We start from the raw sequence: 16353 nt of genomic DNA, 5'->3' as shown, positions 1-16353 counted from the left end.
CGTGAAATAACAACGGCATGGTCTTGCATCCTTCGCCCGAGATCAGAACCGGGTCTGCGCTTCGATCGTGATCATCCGCGGCTGGCTGATCGAGGTCGTGTGCGCGTTGCCGCCGAAGGCCGGTGTGGGAAAGCTCCAGTTCTTGGTCAGCTTGTTGGTGAGGTTGCGGCCGACGACGGCGACCTGCCAGCGATCGTCCGAGGCGCCGATCGCAAGCCGGGCGTTGATTTTCGCAAAGGCTTTCTCGGCGTCGTACTCGGAGAGGTTCTGACCGCCGTAGTACTTGCTCTTGTAGTTGACGTTGAGCGTGCCGCCGAAGGCCAGATCGCTGCCGATCGGCCGGCGGACATCGAGGTTCGCACTGCCGGTCCACTTGGGCGCGCGCTGCAGGCGATAGCCGCCGAGATCCTGCGTCTGCAAGGCGCTGCAATCGGGATTTGGCGTAACGTCGATGCAGGGGCCGTTCGGATACTCGCGGAACTTGCCGTCGAGATAGGCGCCGGACAGGCCGAGCGTCACGCCTTCGGCGACGTTCGCGCGGAAGTCCGCCTCGATGCCTTTCGATCGCGCCTTGGCGGCGTTGTTGGTGATGAAGAAATCGCCGTTGAAGTTCGAGACCTGGAGATCGTCGAAATCGGTCTGGAACGCGGCGACGTTGAGAAGGCCCTTGCCCCCGAACAATGTCGCCTTGACGCCGACTTCATAGGATTTCGCGGTTTCCTCCTCGAACTCGTAGTCGTTCGTGCCGGCAAGGATGCGCGCCTGCAGCGTGGCGTCGTTGGAAAGGAAGCCGCCTGCCTTCGTGCCCGTGGCGTAGAGGGCATAGAGCATCAGCTCACGGCTCGGCTTGTACTGAACGGTGAGCGACGGCGTGAAGTGCTTCTCGTGCCTGCGTCCGCTGTAGCTGTAGGGGAGGTAGGTCGGGAAGATGACACCGCTCGCCACGTGGCTGGTGCGGCCGCGCTTCACCTCGTCCGTGTAGCGCAGCCCACCGATCAGCGTGAGTTGTTCGATCGGCGACCATGTCGCCGAGAGGAACGGCGAGATCGCGCGGTCGCGCTCATGGTACGTGCGCGTCGAAACGCCCGTGAAGGGGCCGAAATTGTTGAACTCGGATTCCTGAAGCGTCTTCAGCTTGTGCCGCGTGTAGAGCACGCCGAGGATATATTCGAACGCGCCGCCTGTCGGCGACGACAGCCGGACTTCCTGGCTCCATTGGTCGAAATTCTCGCCGAGTGTCGAGGCGGCGATCTGAAGACTCGTGCCCGTGTATTCGACGCTCTTCAGATTGTTGACGCCGCCGGCTGCAGTGATCGAGGTGAGCGTATGGTCGCCGAGCGGGATTTCGATCGTGAGCGACCCGTTGAGCGTGTCCGTGTCATCGAATTCGGGCAGCAGCGGAATCACCGACCGGTTGAGGTCGAGATTGTCCTCCGCGTTGGGATCGGTTGCGAACCACAGGTCTGCGAGCGCGGCGGTGCCACGATTGAAAAGCTGAAAGACGCCGCCGTCCTGATCGACCTTGCCGCCTTCGACGCGGAGCGTGGCGCTGAAACCGTCCGAGGGTTTCCACACGGCCGTGCCGCGCAGATACCACGTGTCGGTCACCGGCTCGCGCTTGCCGGTCGCGTGATTGCGCAGGTAGCCGCCCTCGCGGTTCACCGTTCCGGCCACGCGCACGCCGAACGTGTCGCTGAGCGGGCCCGAGGCGATGCCTTCAAGGAAATAGCCGTCGTAGAGAACCTCATAGCCGCCGCGCAGCGAGATGAACCGCTCGTCCGTCGGCTTCGCCGTGGTGATGCTGACCGCACCCGCGTTGGTGTTGCGCCCGAACAGCGCACCCTGCGGCCCGCGCACGATTTCCACCTGCGCGACGTCGAACAGCGGAACCGTGAAGAATCGCGACCTGCCGGAATAGACGCCATCGACGAACAGGCCCACGGACTGCTCGAACGAGAAATTGGATGCGCCGGACCCCATGCCGCGGATGAAGATCGATGGCGCCCCCAGCGAATTGTCGATCTGGACATTGGGAATCGTCGATTGCAGATCCTCGAAGCGGCTGAGGCCGAGCTCATTGATCATGTTTCCGCTGATGACGGCGACCGAGATCGGAACGTCCTGAAGCGATTCCGCGCGCTTTGTCGCCGTGACGATGATCTCTTCGAACCCGTGTGCGGATGAGGGGCTTTCCGTTCCCTGTGCCGCCGCATGTGTTGCGGCTGCCGTCAGTGCGATTCCCGCTGCGCCCGCCCTGCACGTCACGGCAAATCTGCGTCCGTATTTCATTCGTCCCTCCCGCAAGTTTGAATGTTTCGTTTTTTCTTGGCTCAGGCGGCCATCCTATAGCTGACCGGCATCGTGTGATTTCCCTTGAACATCAGGCCGTCGCGCGGCGTCGGTTCATGTATGAGCCCGATGCTGCCCACCCGCCGCAGCAGGGTTTCGAAGGCAATGCGCGCCTCCACGCGTGCGACCGCCTGGCCGAGGCATAGATGAAAGCCCGCGCCGAAGCTGAGATGGGCTTTCGCGTTGGGCCGGGTGATGTCCAGCCGGTCGGGATCGGTGAAGACCAACGGGTCGCGATTTGCCGCCGCGAGCGAAAGCACCAGCAGCGTACCTTTCGAAATCGGAACGGAATCGAAGGTCACGTCGGTCGCGGCTTCGCGGAACAGCACGTAGACGGACGGGTCGTAGCGGAGAAATTCCTCCACGGCATTCTGGGTGAGGTCCGGCCGCGCCCGCAACAATTGCATCTGGTCGGGATTGCGGATGAGCGCGAGCATACCGTTGCCGAGGAGATGTGTGGTCGTCTCATGCCCGGCGATGAGCAGCGTGATCGCACCCCACACGACCTCGTCGCGCCGCAGCTTCTCCGCATCGGCCGCTTCGACGAGCGTCGAGATCAGATCGTCGCCGGCGTCCTTCCGGCGAGTCTCCGCGATCGCCGCGAGATAGTCGAACAGCGCGGTCGTGGCCGTCTCTGCGGCCGCCTTCTCCGTGGCGCTCGACGAGATTTCCATGCCTGCGAGAATCGTCGCCGACCATTCCGCGAAATGGTGCTGGTCCTCGATCGGGATGCCGAGCATCTGGCAGATGATCGCGACCGGAAGCGGCAAAGCGAAATCGCGTATGAAATCGCACTCCGAGGTTTCCGCCATGCGGTCGATCAGCATGTCGCAGGTCGTCTGGATGTCCGTTGTCATCTGCGCGATGCGGCGCGGCGCGAAGGCGCGGGCCATCGCTCGGCGATAGCGCGTGTTGTCGGGCGGATTCATCGCGATCATGTTGTTGCGGCCGAATTCGCGAAACGGGCCTTCGGGCTTGTTCGCCATCGACCATTCATAGGGGCGCCGGAATGCGTCGAGATCGGTCAGCGCGCGAGATACGTCGGCGTGCCGGCAGAGCAGGACGCTGCCGTTCTCGAGTTCGCACACAGGCTGCTCGCGGAGCAGGCGCTGATACATGGCAATGCTATTGTGACGGAACTCGAACGACGTCGGGTCCACCCGGAGCGCCTCACCCACAACACCTCCCCTGCATGGCCCTTCAGGGCTCTTAGAATACTAAACGTAAAGTGACTTGACCTATGTCGTCAAGTAGCTTTACCACCTGTCGCGAAATTCAAACGAAAAAACCTGTGGGGAGAGGCTGGAAAATGAACATCAATCAGGTGCGTCTTGCGGCGAACGAACCGCTCGCCGACCGCCGCATTCCCGCCGGGGGCGACTGGCTGACCCGCGAAGAGCTCGATGCGCTGACACCGCAGGAGCTGGTGCGGCGGACGACGGCGCTGAAGCCGTTGCTCGCGGCACACGCGGAGGAATGCGAACGGTTGCGGCGGCCTGTCGACAGCGTCTGGAACGCGATTCGCGCGACGGGGTGCTTCTATCATTTCGTGCCCCGCGCGTTCGGCGGGCTCGAATTCGACATCGACACGTTCATCGACGCCATGCTGCCGCTCGCCGAGGGGTGTGCATCGACCGGGTGGGTGACGGCTTTCTGCGTCGAGCACAACTGGATGGCGGCGCAGTTCCCGAGAGGCTTTCAGGAGGAAACCTTCGCGGGCGCGTTTCCCTACATCGTTGCGCCGGGCGCCACGGCGCCGCCCGGTGTCGCGGAGCCGGTCGACGGCGGCTATCGCCTGACCGGGCGCTGGAAATGGGGCACCGGCGTGATGCACGCGGACTGGGTGATGGTGGTCGGCAACGTGCCGGGGGAGACGCCGCCGCGCCCGCTGTTCTGCGCCGTGCCGGCGGCGGACGTGCGCGTGATCGACACATGGCACGTCGACGGCATGAGCGGAACGGGCAGCAACGACATCGCCGTCGACGGCCTCTTCGTGCCGGAGCACCGGGTGATGAACATGGCCGAGATGCGTGCCGGGCGCGCACCGGGCGCCATGATCCACGCGAACCCCGTCTATCACATGCCGATGACGCCGTTTCTCGCCATCACGGCGGCAATCGGCGCCGTCGGCGCGGCCCGATCCGCCGCAGAGCATTTCAAGACGCGGATCGGAAAGCGCGTCATGCACGGCACCACGACATCGCAGATCGAAAAGCCGGCGGCGCACATGAAGCTCGGCGAGGCGACCGTGCTCGCCACATCGGCCGAGGCTCTGCTGCGCGAGGTCGGCAGGGCGAATTTCGAACTCGGAAAGCGCGACCATCTCGCATCCCCGGCAGAACGGATCGCGCTGCGCGCGCAGGTCGCGCTGGCGATGGACATGTGCAAGCGCGCGACGCGCATCCTCTGCGATGCGTCCGGCTCAAGTGCGCACATGCTCGACAACCCGATCCAGCGCGCGATGCGCGACGTGACGGTGATGGCGAGCCACGTCGTGTACGATTACGATGGCGCGACGGAGCTGCACGGACGCGCGATTCTGGGGCTAGAGCCGAATTCGCCGATCTATTGAACCGGGCGCCTATGTGCGCCATTCGAGATGCAGCGCCGTCGGCTGCCGGAACTCGAAGCCTCGAATTTCCGTGGGGTGATCGGCCGACAGGTGCAGGCCGGGGCATCGTTCGAGGATATGCCGGATGGCCGTGGCCGCTTCGAGGCGCGCGAGATTCGATCCCAGGCAGAAGTGCGGACCGAGCGCGAAGCCGAGATGCTTTCTGACGTTCGTCCGGCACGGCCGGAAAGCGCCGGGATCCTCGAAGACGCGGGGGTCGCGGTTGGCGGCTCCGATCATGCAGTTGACGATGTCGCCGGCGCGAAACGTTGACTCGCCGAGGGAAAGGTCCCGCACGACATGGCGCGTCGCCGATTGCACCGGGGAAAGCCAGCGCAGCGTTTCCTCGATGGCCTGCGGAATCAGGTCGAGGTCCCGGCGCACGTCGGCGAGCGCATCGGGGTGCGTGCACAGCGCGTAGAGACAATTGAGGATGACCGCCTCCACCGTGGAGATGCCGCCGAAGAAGATGATGGAGGCGTTCCTGCAAATCTCCGCGTCATCCAGCCGGTCGTCGCTCTCGTCGTTGACGACCTCGCTGAGCAGGCTGTCGTCGGGCGCCGCACGCACCCGCGCGATGTGGCGCCGGACGAGGGCATGGAACTCGCCGACGTAGCCGTGGGCACGCGCCCGAACGTCTTCGCGCCACGCGAAATTCGAAAGCGCCCGTTCGAAGCCGTCGTACCAGAGGCGCAGCTTCGGCTCCTCTTCGAGCGGCATGTCGAACAGCGAAAGGATCGAAAGCACGGGGAGCCTGCTTGCATAGGCCTTGCGGAAATCGGCCTTGCCGCCGCTCGACAGACCGTCGAGGAGCATTTGCGAGCAGGCATCGACCTTCTGCGCCATCGAAGCGCGGATGCGGGCGGGGCTGAAGGCGCCGCGGAAGCGGGATTTGAATCGTTCGTGCTGCGCGCCCTCGGCGGTCAGCATGTGTTCGCCGAACGTGTCGAAGATCAGCGAGCCCGGCGTGCCGGTGACGAAGTCCTCGGTGTTTCGAAGGATCGCTTCCACGTGCTTGTAGCCGACCACCAGCCACATGCCGAGGTCCTCCACCCAGACCGCCGGCGGTGCCGACTGCATCGCCTCGAAAACCGGGTGCGGGTCGCGGTCCAGCGCGTCCGCGGTGATATGTAGACGAAGTTGTCGATCGGATGCCATTTTTCCTCCCGCGCCGCTTGGTGAGAGTAAGGCGTGGCGATTGAACGATCTCGCCGGATATGCCATGATTCGCGCCGAATTCGGATCAATTGAACCAGATATGCGCCAGAAATGACCAGATCGACCATGACACTCGATCCGGGTGACCGGAAAATCCTGCGCGAGCTGCAGCGCAATGCGCGGCTCAGCAACATCGACCTCGCGGCGCGCGTCGGCATGTCGCCGTCCACGTGCCTGCGGCGCACGCGGGCGCTGGAAGAGGCCGGCGTCATCAGCGGCTATGCCGCCGTGGTCGATCCGGCGGCGCTCGGACCCCGCATCTCGCTCTACATCATGGTCGACCTCGACCAGCGCATCGAAACCGACGCCAAGATGTTCTTCGACAGGATCGCGCGCGACGACCGCATCATCGAATGCGCCGCGCTGACGGGAAGCCAGGACATACTGATCCGGGCGGAGGTCCGCGACATGGCGGACATGGCGAACCTGACGATGGATACGCTGCTGAAGCTGCCGAGCGTCAGGAGCATCACGTCGAGCATCGTGATGCGGCCGATCAAGCGGGCCGCGCCGCGGCCACTATAGCCGCTACAAGGGTCCGGGCGGGGCCGAAAGCGCTCGGCGGGGCGCGGGATGGTGGAGGGGGCTGGAGTCGCTCAATCCACTGATTCCAATACCTTATTATGTCAAACCGCCGAATCTGCGCCCGTTGATTTCAAAGGCGTTTCTTCGGCAGTGTCAAACCTCTCCCAAGGGCCGCCCTACGAAAACGCCGCCCCGGATGGTCCCCGTGACGGCGCTTCGGTATCTTCTAATGCCGGTTCAGATCACGACTGCCAAAGCCTACCTAAACCGGTATCTGGATACCACACCGGCACCGGTACAGCAAGTCCGCTCGACCGGCCTATCACTGTCACGACCTTTCATGACCGACTGGCGACCGAAGCCCGGCGGCACGTTGTCACGCTGAGGAACCAAGCCCCGAGAATCGCGGCGCGTCGTGCTCGCCGAAAGGACAAGCTGCCTTGGCTCAAGCTCGCCAGCTTCGGCAACCAGTCGACCGACAAGGGCTGTCTCCGGAACGACAATAACGTGACGGCAATAGACGGCGTGGAAGGCGACCATGACAAGGGAACGCTTACACCCGGCCAAGCGGCTGACCGGCTCCGGGCCAACGGCACCGCCGCGCTGATCTATACCAGTCCGTCACATACACCTGAGCACCCGCGCTGGCGTGTCCTATGCCCCACCTCGCGTTCGCTATCCCCTGATGAACGGGAACAGTTATGCGCCCGGTTGCAGGGAATCCTTGGTGGCGCGCTGGCGCCTGAGTCCTTCACCCTCTCGCAAAGCTACTACTACGGACGAGTCGAGGGTGGCGCACCGGTCGAAACGATCATGGTAGATGGCGCAGGTATCGACACGTTAGGCGGGCTCGATGCAACCGCACTCGATAAGCGGGGCAAGCCCTTTGAGAGGGGCAAGGCCGCCAGCGCCCCGGACAAGGCGGCCGGAAACGATTCGGCCTCCCCCGACACTCTGGCGCCGTCTGATTCCGGATCGTTGTCCGGCAACGGCCTTGCCAACGATTTCTGGTATGTCCCGCCCGAACTGTTGGACGACGATCCTTTCGGCAATGTGAGACCCGCTCCGAACCTCGCAAAGATCAACGCCGCGCTTGCCGCGATCCCAGTAGAAGCGCGCGACGACCGGGAAGCCTGCTGGCGGCCGGTCGGAATGGCATTGCACGATGAGTTCGATGGCGACGAAGCAGGCTTTGCACTCTGGGATGAGTGGAGCGCCGTCAGCCCACGATACAACGCCCGCGATCAGCGGCGAGTCTGGCAGTCGTTCGGGCGACACGGCCGGAAGGCAACGGCCATCGGGACACTATACCGCATGGCGAAGGATCACGGCTGGAACGTCAAGGCCGCCAGTCCGGTCAAGACATCCCGGCTCCAACTGTTCACCCCAGCCGAATGCATGGATGCCCCGTCGCGCGGCTACGTCATCAAGCGACTGATTGCGCCCCGCGATGTTGCTTGCATCTTCGGCGCACCGGGCGGCGGAAAATCGACGATCGCGCCTTATCTGGGCTATCGCGTTGCGACCGGCGCTGAGGCGTTCGGGCTTCGCACGAGGCCGGGCGGCGTCCTTTACGTCGCCGCCGAAGATGCCCACGGCATGAAGAATCGCGTGAAGGCGTTGCGGGGGCAGCTTGGCGATGCTCCCGGCTTCTATGTCGTGGACGGCGTAACGGACCTTCTGGACGATGATAGCCCCGATCTGGCGGCGCTTCGTTGCGTCGTGGACGACAAGCGCCCGGCCCTGATCTTTCTCGACACGCTGGCAATGAGCTTCCGCGATCTGGAGGAAAACGACGCCGCGTCCATGAATCGGGTCGTGGCCACCACACGGTCGCTGACGTGCCACGGGGCGGCTGTCGTCCTCATCCATCACGGTACGAAGGCCGAAGGCTCGACGCCGCGCGGACACAGCGTCCTGAACGGCGCGCTAGATGTGGCGCTTCAGCTTCTCCCACCTGACAATGATGGGATCATCCGGGGGCGCCTGAGCAAGAATCGGAACGGTCCGTGTGACCTCGACATAGCGTTCCGCGTGGCGGCGGAAGAATTGGGCCACGATGAGGACGGGGACGCGATCACCGCTGCCATCGTGGACGAACTGCCCGCCGGGACAGTGCCACGGGGGAAGCCTCTGCCCGTCGCTCAGCGTGAAGCCCTCGCTATCCTCACCGATGAGGATCAGCGTGCAATAGGCACCCCCTTCGTGGGGTGATCGGCGTGCAAAAAGGACCCCTTCATCCCGGGGATTTAGTCGGCCGACTGGTTTTGATCAGTTGGCGAGAACGGGATGTTGATCGTGGAGACAGTGGTTCGGATTCGGCGTGAGCATGCAGCGGGTAAGGCGATCAAGGCGATCGCTCGTGACCTTCGTTTGTCGCGGAAGGTCGTCCGCAAAGCGATCCGGTCGCCGGAGGCGGCGTTCAACTATCAGCGCAAAGTCCAGCCGCTGCCGCGGATCGGTCCTTATCAGGATCGTCTCGATGCGCTGCTTGAGGAGAACGAAGGTCGCGGCCGCCGCGATCGGCTACGGATGACGCGTATCCATGACCTGCTGGTGCGCGAGGGGTTCGATGGATCCTATGATGCGGTGCGCCGCTATGCGGCGCGCTGGCGTGCTGCGCGGCGGAAGGATGCTGGCGAAGGCGCACCGGCGTTCATCCCGATGACCTTCCAGCCGGGTGAGGCCTACCAGTTCGACTGGAGCCACGAGGATGTGGAGATCGCCGGCAAGCCGATGCGGGTGAAGGTGGCGCATATGCGTCTCTGCGACTCGCGCGCACCCTATGTCCGAGCCTATCCGCGCGAGGGCCAGGAGATGCTGTTCGATGCCCATGCCCGGGCGTTCGCGTTCTTCGGCGGTGTGCCGCGACGCGGTATCTACGATAATATGAAGACGGCGGTGACGGCCGTGTTCACCGGCAAGGAGCGTGTGTTCAACCGCCGCTTCCTGATCATGACCGATCATTACATGGTCGAGCCGACCGCCTGCTCGCCGGCGGCGGGATGGGAGAAGGGCCAGGTCGAGCAGCAGGTCCAGACGATCCGAGGCCGCTTCTTCCAGCCGCGACTCCGGTTCGCCAGCCTGGCCGAGCTCAACGGGTGGCTGGAGGCCGAGTGCCGGCGCTGGGCCGAGCATCATGCCCATCCCGAACGCGGGGATATTACCGTCGCCGAGGCGCTGGATATGGAGCGACCGGCCCTGCAGCCGATCCTGGCACCGTTCGACGGCTTCCATGAGAGCGAGCATGCCGTCACCGGCACCTGCCTCATCAGCTTCGATCGCAACCGCTACTCGGTCATGTCGACGGCCGCACGCCGGACCGTTCAGGTGCGCTCCTATGCCGATCGCATCGTCATACGCTGCGGCGATGCGATCGTCGGGGAGCATGAGCGCCACTTCGGTCGGAACCGCACGATATACGATCCCTGGCATTATCTGCCGGTCCTCGCGCACAAGCCCGGCGCGCTGCGTAACGGCGCACCGTTCCAGGACTGGGATCTGCCGCCCGCCCTGCACCGATTACGGCGAAGGCTCGGCACCGGGGACGAGGCCGATCGCAGGTTCGTGCGGGTCCTCTCGGCGGTGCTCACCGATGGCCTGGAGCCGGTAGAGGCTGCCGTGCGCGAAGCGTTGGCGAACGGAACGGCCAGCGACGAGCTGATCCTCAACATCCTCTCCCGGCGCCGCGAGCCGGCGACACCCCACAGCATCGTCACTTCGGAAGACCGGATGCTGCAGCATCCTCCGCTCGCCGACTGTGCCCGCTATGATCTGCTGCGAGGCTATGATGCAGCGGCATGATATGATCGACACGATGCGCGGCCTCGGACTCAAGGGCATGGCGGCGGCGTTCGACGAGGCGGTCACCACCGGCCTCCAGCGCAAGCGCACCACCATGGAGATACTGACCGACCTGCTCCGTGCTGAGGCGACCCACCGGGATGCAGCCTCCATCCGCTATCGGATGACGGCTGCGAGGCTGCCCGTGGTGAAGGACCTGGAGCGGTTCAGCTTCGAGGGCACACCGATCAATGAGGAGATGATCCGCTCCCTTCACGATGGCTCCTTCCTCCCGCCTCGCCGCAATATCGTGCTGGTCGGCGGCACGGGGACAGGCAAGACCCACCTCGCCATCGCGATCACCGCCAATGTCGTGCGAAGGGGCGCTCGCGCCCGCTACTTCAACACCGTCGATCTGGTGACACGCCTCGAAGAGGAGACCCGGATCGGCAAAGGCGGGACCCTGGCGGCGCAGCTGTCGCGGCTCGACCTGATCGTGCTCGACGAGCTCGGTTATCTGCCGTTCGCCCGCTCGGGAGGGCAGTTGCTGTTCCACCTCATCAGCAAGCTTTATGAGCGGACCAGCGTCATCATCACCACGAACCTCGCCTTCGGCGAATGGCCGACCGTGTTCGGCGATCCCAAGATGACCACGGCGCTGCTCGACCGCGTCACCCACCACTGCGATATCGTCGAGACGGGCAACGACAGCTGGCGCTTCAAAAACCGCAGCTGACAGCCACCTTCGGCGCCTTCAAAAATCTATCTTGCGCTGCGCGCGCCTCCGGTCGGGCTACGCCCGCCCTCCGCCGCACGCAGCGCAAGGCCATCTTCAACAAACCAGCATCATATTATCCGAAAAGGGGGTCCCTCTTCGACGCCGATCGGGGGTCCCTTTTGAACGCCGTTTGACAGATGATGAGGCATCCCGCTTCAATGAGTGGGATGATGTGCTGCAATGACACGACTGATGCTAAAATACATTCAGGCGTTCCGCGACCGTTTCGGCAAACAGCGCTATTACTTTCGGAAGCCGGGCTGCAAACGCATAGCTCTTCCCGGCCTGCCCGGTTCAACGGAGTTCATGGAAGCTTATCAGGCCGCGCTGGAGGGCACGCCGAAGGAAGCGAACGCGCGTATCAAACCCGGCACGTTCAATTCCCTGATCGCGAGCTACTATAGTTCGGCCGATTATCGGACTCTATCGGACGCGACCCGCCGGACTTATCGGAACATCATCGAAAACTTCCGCGAGAGTAAGCCTAACGGGGGCGGCTCCAAATACGGCGACAGGAATGTCGCGGCACTGGAGCCCCACCACATACGGGCTATGCTGGATGCGAAGGCGGATACACCGGCCGCTGCGAACAACTTGCTGCGAATGCTTCGGATGCTCATGCGCTTTGCCGTTGAGCGAAACATACGGCGTGACGACCCGACGCTGCACGTCCGGAAAATCCGATCTGCATCCACGGGGTTTCATAGCTGGACGGAAGAAGAAATCGCGAAGTTCGAGGCGTGCCATAAGCTGGGCAGCCGTGCGCGACTCGCTATGGCGCTCTTGCTGTATACCGCTCAGCGGCGGTCGGATGTCGTGAGCATGGGCCGTCAACATGTCCGGGACGGGACGATTTCCGTTTGCCAGCATAAGACGAAAGCGCGGCTTCAAATCCCGATTCATCCGGAGTTGAGGCGGGTGCTGGACGCTACCGAGTCGGGCAATATGACCTTTATCGTGTCGGCTCATGGGAAGCCTTTCACGCCGGAGAGCTTCACGAACTGGTTTCGTGATTGCGTTCAGGACGCCGGTTTGCCTCTGGGCCGCTCACCCCACGGCCTTAGAAAGGCTGCATCGCGGCGCTTGGCAGAGGCGGGCTGTACCCCTCACCAAATCATGGCGATCACGGGCCATAAAACCTTGAAAGAGGTCGTCCGGTACACCGCCGCCGCTAATCAGGCGCAACTGGCTAGGGATGCTATTGCGGCAATCGGAGGGGGTGAAACGGCAACAAAGATTGTCAAACTCGAATCGTAGTTTGACAAAAACCCAGCTAAAGGATTGAAAATGCCCCATAATTCTGACGGGATGGTGGAGGGGGCTGGATTCGAACCAGCGTACGCTATGCGGGCAGATTTACAGTCTGCTGCCTTTAACCACTCGGCCACCCCTCCACAGGGCGGGCGGCCCGGCGGGAAAGCCGGGCGCGGCAAGGCGGGCTAGATGGCGAATGGCCGCGGCGATGTCAACGCGTGATGTGGGCCCTCAGGCGACGAGCCCCGAAGCCCAGCGCGCGAAGGCCAGCCAGCCCTCCGTTTCCCAGATCAGCACGCGAAGGACCTGCGAGCCGACGAGCAGCAGACCGCCCCAAACGGTCGCGCGGTGGACGCGGCCGAGCGTCATCAGGTCGAAGAGCACGAGCGCGAGCAGGAACAGGTCCGGCAGCGCGAAGATCGCCACCGGCCCCACGAACGGCGGGGGCAGGGGCATCCGCCCGATCGCCGGGCTCATCATGCCGATCATCGCAATGAACATCAGCCGCTTGTGCATCTGCGGCGTGCGGCGGTTGGCGAGCGCGCCGCCGATGAGCAGCGCGAACACCGGAACGTCGAGGAGCGGCACGGCAAGGAAGGTGAGCGGCGGGATCATCGGCGGGCCGGACGCGCGGTGGACCCCGTAGAGCGCCGAAACCGTCGCGATCACGATCATGGCCGGCAGCATCACGAAGCCGATCGTGCCGAGCGCGCGGTGCAGATCGGTGCGCCGCCACGCGACGAGCTGCGTCTGCAGCACGAACAGCAGCATCCATGCCGAGAACAGGACGCCGTGCACGTGGACGAGCGGCGTCGGCGGCTTCAGCCCCGGCGGCGGCGCGAGGACGCCCGACAGGTAGTAGCTCGGCGCGAAGCCGATGAAGACGAGCGCAAGCATCAGCAGCGCCGTCGACGTGAAGAACCAGCGGTCGGCCGGTGCCGCCGAGCGCCGCGGTGCCAGAGTCGCCATGGAAGCCCCCTTCCGGTTGACCGGACATTCATACAGCAACGCGCGGACACCGAACAGAGGGTTGAAGAGGGGGAACGCGCGGGCTGGGGCTGATCGACATTCGCCGTGAGCGCTGCCGTGCGGACGGAAGAATACCACATGCCTTGTGCGTCCCTCGACTTCGCTCGGGATGAAGGGCCTTGGCAGCTTGTAAAAACGGGTATCATCCCGAGCGAAGTCGAGGGACGCACAACCTGCATCTTGAATGTCGATCCGCCCTGAAGCGGGCTGCGCGATCGCCGGAATCACGCAGCCCGCTCCATCTCTTCGTGGCCGCATCGTTCTTCGCGGAAAACCGGTTCCCACTTTTCCGCACGATGCTCTAAGGAGCCGCAAAGACGCGCGCAGCGTCGCGGCGGAACGGGAAGACGGCAATGGGCAGACGGGGCAAATCCGGCAAGGCGAAGGGCGGCGGTGCGTTCAGATACCCGCGCTTCTACGGGAAGCACGCCGTCGAGGCGGCGCTGGGCAATCCGGAGCGGACGCCGCGCAAGCTGTGGGTGACGAGCGAGATCGCGCAGAAGTTCCACCTGCCCGAAGGCCTCCCCGTGGAGATCGGGCAGGCGGCGGACCTCGCCCGCCTCGTGCCGGCCGATGCGCCGCATCAGGGCCTCGTGCTTGAGGTCGAGCCGCTCGAGGACATCCACCTCGAGGACGTGATCGGGCTCGAGGGACCGATCCTCGTGCTCGATCAGGTGACGGACCCGCACAATGTCGGCGCCATCCTGCGCTCGGCGGCGGCATTCGGCGTGGCGGCGGTGGTGACGCAGGACCGCCATGCGCCGCCCGAATCGGGCGCGCTCGCGAAGGCGGCGTCCGGCGCGCTCGAAGTGGTGCCGTGGGTGCGGGTGACGAACCTGTCCCGCGCGCTCGAGGAGCTGGCGAAGGCGGGCTACTGGCGCATCGGCCTCACCGGCGACGCCGACAAGGTGCTTGCCGACGTGCTCGCCGACATGCCGACGGTGCTCGTGCTGGGCGCCGAAGGGCCGGGGATGCGCCAGAACGTCGGCGCGCACTGCGACGTGCTGGCGAAGCTGCCGATCTCCCGGCGCGTCGAGAGCCTCAACGTCTCGAACGCGGCGGCGGTGGCGCTCTACGCGGTGACTTCGCGCCGGTAGGTGTGTCCCTCGACTTCGCTCGGGATGAGGATCGTAGAGTATAAAGGCTGTTCATCCCGAGCGAAGTCGAGGGACGCAGAGATAGCTATCCGATTGCCCTATGCGATCTTGTCTTTGGTGACGCGGTGCACTTCGACATCGCGTGCCCGAAGCATACGAATCAGAATATCGAAGTCACTGTCTTCGGAGACTAGGTAAATGACGTTTGCCGCCAGCCAGTGGACGGCATCGAGTGCTTCGGCAAAGATGGCTAGGTCGCTCCGGCTGTCTCCCGAGTTCTTGGGAAAGCTGTGAACGAGCTTCAGGCCGAGGTCGGTTGCCGTAGCGTCCCAGTTTTTGCGCGCTGGCTTGCGCCAGTCGGCTACCGCAGTTCGGGCGACGATCTGTCCCTTTGCGGCAGCGGACTGGAGCGCATGACGAACACGTTCGGCCGGCATATTTTCGGCGTCCACGATGACGGCGATGCGCCGTTGCAGCTTCGGATCGTGCGCGGTCATGATGCCGCTATATATAGAAAACGCCTAAGAAACGCCGAACGCCTCAGCGCACGCGCCTGATGTAGACATTGCCGCCGTCGCGGCGTTCCGTGACGAAGTTGGGCACGGCCTCGACAAGCTCGGACAGCCGCTTGAAGCCGTAGTTGCGCACGTCGAAGGAGGAGCGGTTGCCCGCGATCTTGCCGACCTCGGCGAGGCGCGCGTAGCCCTGCTCGTCGCGCTTCACGGCGTCGTAGGCGTCGATGAGCAGCGCCACGAGCTGGTCGTCGATCTCGCCCTTCGGGGCCTTGTCGGGGACCGGCATCAGCGCGTCGACGTCGATGAAGCGCGTGCACGCCTGCCGGAAGGATTCGGGCGTGCTGGCGCGGCCGAAGCCGTAGACGGGAAGCCCGTTCTGCCGGATACGCATGGCGAGCGGCATGAAATCGCTGTCCGACGACATCAGGCCGAAGCCGTCGACGCGGCCGGAATAGAGCAGGTCCATCGCGTCGATCGCCATCGCCATGTCGGTCGCGTTCTTGCGCTTGGCGATGTCGAACTGCTGCATCGGCATGATCGCATAGGCGTGGAACACCGGCTCCCACGTGCCGAGCTCGGGCTTCGACCAGTTGCCGTAGGCGCGGCGGATGTTCACCGTGCCGAGCTCGGCGAGCACGGTGAGCACGGCATCGAGATACTTCTGCCCGCCCTGATCGGCGTCGATGAGGAGCGCGATGTTGGGGCTGCGCTCGTTGCCGTTCGTCGCCATGCTCAGTCCTTCGCGAAGAGGTTGCCGGGATGGCGCATCGCCTTGAATTCGAGCGCGTTGCCGGCGGGGTCGAACAGGAACATCGTCGCCTGCTCGCCCACTTCGCCCGCGAAGCGGACGTGCGGGGCGATCTCGAAGCGCACGCCGGCGTTGCCGAGCCTTTCGGCGAGCGCGTGAAAGGCGTCCCAGTCGAGCACGACGCCGAAATGCGGCACCGGCACCTGATCGCCGTCCACGGGGTTGCGGTGGATGCGGCCCGCCGGGGCGAGGTGCGCGACGATCTGGTGGCCGAAGAAGTCGAAATCGACCCAGCTCTCCGACGAGCGCCCCTCGGGGCAGCCGATCAGGCCGCCGTAGAAGCGGCGGGCGGCGGCAAGGTCATCGACGGGAAAGGCCAGATGGAACGGCTGAAGGCTCATGGGCGCGACAGTGGCAACCGCCTGCGCCGCGCGCAAGGATTTGGT

14 protein-coding genes and 1 tRNA gene are annotated in these 16353 nt (G+C 64.3%); 7 read left to right on the top strand and 8 right to left on the bottom strand.

Annotation, left to right across the window (positions count from 1 at the left end):
- Positions 1 to 42: 42 nt before the first annotated feature.
- Both PE061_RS01860 and PE061_RS01855 read right to left on the bottom strand, forming a co-directional pair.
- The gene (locus PE061_RS01860) at positions 43 to 2289 is read right to left on the bottom strand and encodes a TonB-dependent receptor (RefSeq protein WP_271257529.1); all 2247 of its coding nucleotides are present in this window, start codon (positions 2287 to 2289) and stop codon (positions 43 to 45) included.
- A gap of 41 nt (positions 2290 to 2330) precedes the next feature.
- The gene (locus PE061_RS01855) at positions 2331 to 3527 is read right to left on the bottom strand and encodes a cytochrome P450 (RefSeq protein ID WP_271257528.1); all 1197 of its coding nucleotides are present in this window, start codon (positions 3525 to 3527) and stop codon (positions 2331 to 2333) included.
- Between the two features lie 131 nt (positions 3528 to 3658).
- Here PE061_RS01855 and PE061_RS01850 point away from each other — a divergent pair, with 131 nt between their 5' ends.
- Positions 3659 to 4921 (top strand): hypothetical protein, encoded by a 1263-nt coding sequence (locus tag PE061_RS01850; RefSeq protein WP_271257527.1) that lies wholly within the window; start codon positions 3659 to 3661, stop codon positions 4919 to 4921.
- 9 nt (positions 4922 to 4930) lie between these two features.
- On the opposite strand, the gene PE061_RS01845 is transcribed toward PE061_RS01850, so the two are convergent.
- Complete coding sequence (locus PE061_RS01845; RefSeq protein ID WP_271257526.1) at positions 4931 to 6118, bottom strand: cytochrome P450; 1188 nt, start codon at positions 6116 to 6118, stop codon at positions 4931 to 4933.
- A 111-nt stretch (positions 6119 to 6229) separates the two neighbouring features.
- Between PE061_RS01845 and PE061_RS01840 the strand changes: the two genes are divergently transcribed.
- The 5 genes from PE061_RS01840 (at position 6230) to PE061_RS01820 (ending at position 12521) form a co-directional block, all read left to right on the top strand.
- Positions 6230 to 6703 (top strand): Lrp/AsnC family transcriptional regulator, encoded by a 474-nt coding sequence (locus PE061_RS01840; RefSeq protein WP_271257525.1) that lies wholly within the window; start codon positions 6230 to 6232, stop codon positions 6701 to 6703.
- 48 nt (positions 6704 to 6751) lie between these two features.
- Complete coding sequence (locus PE061_RS01835) at positions 6752 to 8917, top strand: AAA family ATPase (protein WP_271257524.1); 2166 nt, start codon at positions 6752 to 6754, stop codon at positions 8915 to 8917.
- A 75-nt stretch (positions 8918 to 8992) separates the two neighbouring features.
- The gene (gene istA / locus PE061_RS01830; RefSeq protein WP_021238707.1) at positions 8993 to 10507 is read left to right on the top strand and encodes an IS21 family transposase; all 1515 of its coding nucleotides are present in this window, start codon (positions 8993 to 8995) and stop codon (positions 10505 to 10507) included.
- Positions 10494 to 11222, top strand: a complete 729-nt coding sequence (gene istB / locus PE061_RS01825) for an IS21-like element helper ATPase IstB (protein ID WP_031304487.1) — start codon at positions 10494 to 10496, stop codon at positions 11220 to 11222. The genes istA and istB overlap by 14 nt, the downstream gene beginning before the upstream one ends.
- A 222-nt stretch (positions 11223 to 11444) precedes the next feature.
- Positions 11445 to 12521: a tyrosine-type recombinase/integrase gene (locus PE061_RS01820; protein ID WP_271257523.1), complete on the top strand. Its 1077-nt coding sequence runs from the start codon at positions 11445 to 11447 to the stop codon at positions 12519 to 12521.
- A 52-nt stretch (positions 12522 to 12573) separates the two neighbouring features.
- Here the strand turns inward: PE061_RS01820 and PE061_RS01815 are convergent.
- Positions 12574 to 12658 (bottom strand) — tRNA-Tyr (locus tag PE061_RS01815).
- A gap of 91 nt (positions 12659 to 12749) precedes the next feature.
- On the bottom strand, positions 12750 to 13487 hold the full coding sequence (locus PE061_RS01810) for a hypothetical protein (protein ID WP_271257522.1): 738 nt from the start codon (positions 13485 to 13487) through the stop codon (positions 12750 to 12752).
- 413 nt (positions 13488 to 13900) lie between these two features.
- Here PE061_RS01810 and rlmB point away from each other — a divergent pair, with 413 nt between their 5' ends.
- On the top strand, positions 13901 to 14644 hold the full coding sequence (gene rlmB, locus PE061_RS01805) for a 23S rRNA (guanosine(2251)-2'-O)-methyltransferase RlmB (protein WP_271257521.1): 744 nt from the start codon (positions 13901 to 13903) through the stop codon (positions 14642 to 14644).
- 98 nt (positions 14645 to 14742) lie between these two features.
- On the opposite strand, the gene PE061_RS01800 is transcribed toward rlmB, so the two are convergent.
- Genes PE061_RS01800 through PE061_RS01790 form a run of 3 tightly spaced genes read right to left on the bottom strand, consistent with a single transcriptional unit; the run spans position 14743 to position 16308 of the window.
- Positions 14743 to 15141, bottom strand: a complete 399-nt coding sequence (locus tag PE061_RS01800; protein ID WP_271257520.1) for an NYN domain-containing protein — start codon at positions 15139 to 15141, stop codon at positions 14743 to 14745.
- Positions 15142 to 15184: 43 nt separating this feature from the next.
- Entirely contained in the window at positions 15185 to 15889 is a 705-nt protein-coding gene (locus tag PE061_RS01795) for an NYN domain-containing protein (protein ID WP_271257519.1), read from the bottom strand.
- A gap of 2 nt (positions 15890 to 15891) precedes the next feature.
- Positions 15892 to 16308: a VOC family protein gene (locus PE061_RS01790; RefSeq protein ID WP_271257518.1), complete on the bottom strand. Its 417-nt coding sequence runs from the start codon at positions 16306 to 16308 to the stop codon at positions 15892 to 15894.
- Positions 16309 to 16353: the final 45 nt, after the last annotated feature.

The organism is Sphingosinicella microcystinivorans (genome assembly GCF_027941835.1).
GTDB lineage: Bacteria > Pseudomonadota > Alphaproteobacteria > Sphingomonadales > Sphingomonadaceae > Sphingosinicella.
The sequence above is the reverse complement of the archived record's forward strand: the minus strand, read 5'-3'. Positions and strand labels throughout refer to the sequence as shown.

Excerpts from the sequence above, each read along its gene's own strand:
- PE061_RS01860 (WP_271257529.1), bottom strand. The coding sequence starts at position 2,289 with ATGAAATACGGACGCAGATTTGCCGTGACGTGCAGGGCGGGCGCAGCG.
- PE061_RS01850 (WP_271257527.1), top strand. The coding sequence starts at position 3,659 with ATGAACATCAATCAGGTGCGTCTTGCGGCGAACGAACCGCTCGCCGAC.
- PE061_RS01845 (WP_271257526.1), bottom strand. The coding sequence starts at position 6,118 with ATGGCATCCGATCGACAACTTCGTCTACATATCACCGCGGACGCGCTG.
- PE061_RS01840 (WP_271257525.1), top strand. The coding sequence starts at position 6,230 with ATGACCAGATCGACCATGACACTCGATCCGGGTGACCGGAAAATCCTG.
- PE061_RS01835 (WP_271257524.1), top strand. The coding sequence starts at position 6,752 with ATGGTGGAGGGGGCTGGAGTCGCTCAATCCACTGATTCCAATACCTTA.
- istA (WP_021238707.1), top strand. The coding sequence starts at position 8,993 with ATGTTGATCGTGGAGACAGTGGTTCGGATTCGGCGTGAGCATGCAGCG.
- istB (WP_031304487.1), top strand. The coding sequence starts at position 10,494 with ATGCAGCGGCATGATATGATCGACACGATGCGCGGCCTCGGACTCAAG.
- PE061_RS01820 (WP_271257523.1), top strand. The coding sequence starts at position 11,445 with ATGACACGACTGATGCTAAAATACATTCAGGCGTTCCGCGACCGTTTC.
- PE061_RS01810 (WP_271257522.1), bottom strand. The coding sequence starts at position 13,487 with ATGGCGACTCTGGCACCGCGGCGCTCGGCGGCACCGGCCGACCGCTGG.
- rlmB (WP_271257521.1), top strand. The coding sequence starts at position 13,901 with ATGGGCAGACGGGGCAAATCCGGCAAGGCGAAGGGCGGCGGTGCGTTC.
- PE061_RS01800 (WP_271257520.1), bottom strand. The coding sequence starts at position 15,141 with ATGACCGCGCACGATCCGAAGCTGCAACGGCGCATCGCCGTCATCGTG.
- PE061_RS01795 (WP_271257519.1), bottom strand. The coding sequence starts at position 15,889 with ATGGCGACGAACGGCAACGAGCGCAGCCCCAACATCGCGCTCCTCATC.
- PE061_RS01790 (WP_271257518.1), bottom strand. The coding sequence starts at position 16,308 with ATGAGCCTTCAGCCGTTCCATCTGGCCTTTCCCGTCGATGACCTTGCC.